Source organism: Mycolicibacterium arseniciresistens (assembly GCF_030519285.1).
Classification (GTDB): Bacteria; Actinomycetota; Actinomycetes; order Mycobacteriales; family Mycobacteriaceae; genus Mycobacterium; species Mycobacterium arseniciresistens.
The window spans coordinates 1-646 of sequence record NZ_JAUMSQ010000554.1 but is presented as its reverse complement, the minus strand read 5'-3'; the positions used below and the strand labels follow the sequence as shown (position 1 = coordinate 646).

At 70.0% G+C, this 646-nt stretch carries 1 protein-coding gene and 1 pseudogene; one reads left to right on the top strand and one right to left on the bottom strand.

All coding sequences use genetic code 11. The annotated features are described in order from the left end of the window. On the bottom strand, positions 1–294 hold a 294-nt coding region (locus Q2100_RS31450; RefSeq protein WP_302917152.1), incomplete at its 3' end, for a hypothetical protein. Between the two features lie 163 nt (positions 295–457). Here Q2100_RS31450 and Q2100_RS31445 point away from each other — a divergent pair. Then, positions 458–646 (top strand): annotated as a pseudogene (locus tag Q2100_RS31445) (hypothetical protein); the annotation flags it as partial.

Sequence of the window (646 nt, the reverse complement as noted above, 5' to 3'; positions counted from 1 at the left end):
CACCGGGTGCGCGTCGGCGACCGCGTCGCGCACGGCCGCGGCGACGCTGCGTTCGTCGGACAGGTCGATGTCGGTGAGGCCGCGGCTGGCGACCGCCACCACGTCCTCGGCCTGCGGCACGGGGTGCCTCAGGCGTGGCCGGTACACCTCGACCACGAGCTGCTGGCGCTCGACGTGGAACGAGAAACTGCGGCCGTCGCCGAGCTGGCCGAACCCGCTGGCGTGCACACCAGTGGAAATGTCTTCGATGGAAAAGTCTTCTTCGCTCTGACTCCGACGTGTGGCGAGCGTCATAGTCGCACCATACCTCCGGTATCGCCGTCGGCAACACCGGGTGAAGCGGATCGCTGCGCGACCCGCCCGTCGCGGAAGTGCCTAGACTTGCTGGACCTGTCGAACGTCCCGTGAATCGACCTCACGAACCGAGAGCTACCCTTTGTCATACCACCTAAACTCCGTGACTCAGCGCTTTCTCGCCGGCGTCGCGGTGGTGGCAATCCTCGCCGTGGCCGGCTGCGCGACCGGCCCGGACGACGGCCCGCCGCCGACCATCGTGCCGGCGACCGCCGCGGAGTCTCCCCCGGTCAGCGGCGCCCCCGCGGGACTGGTGCGGCCACTCGCCGCGCAGACCCGAGGCGCCGTGTTC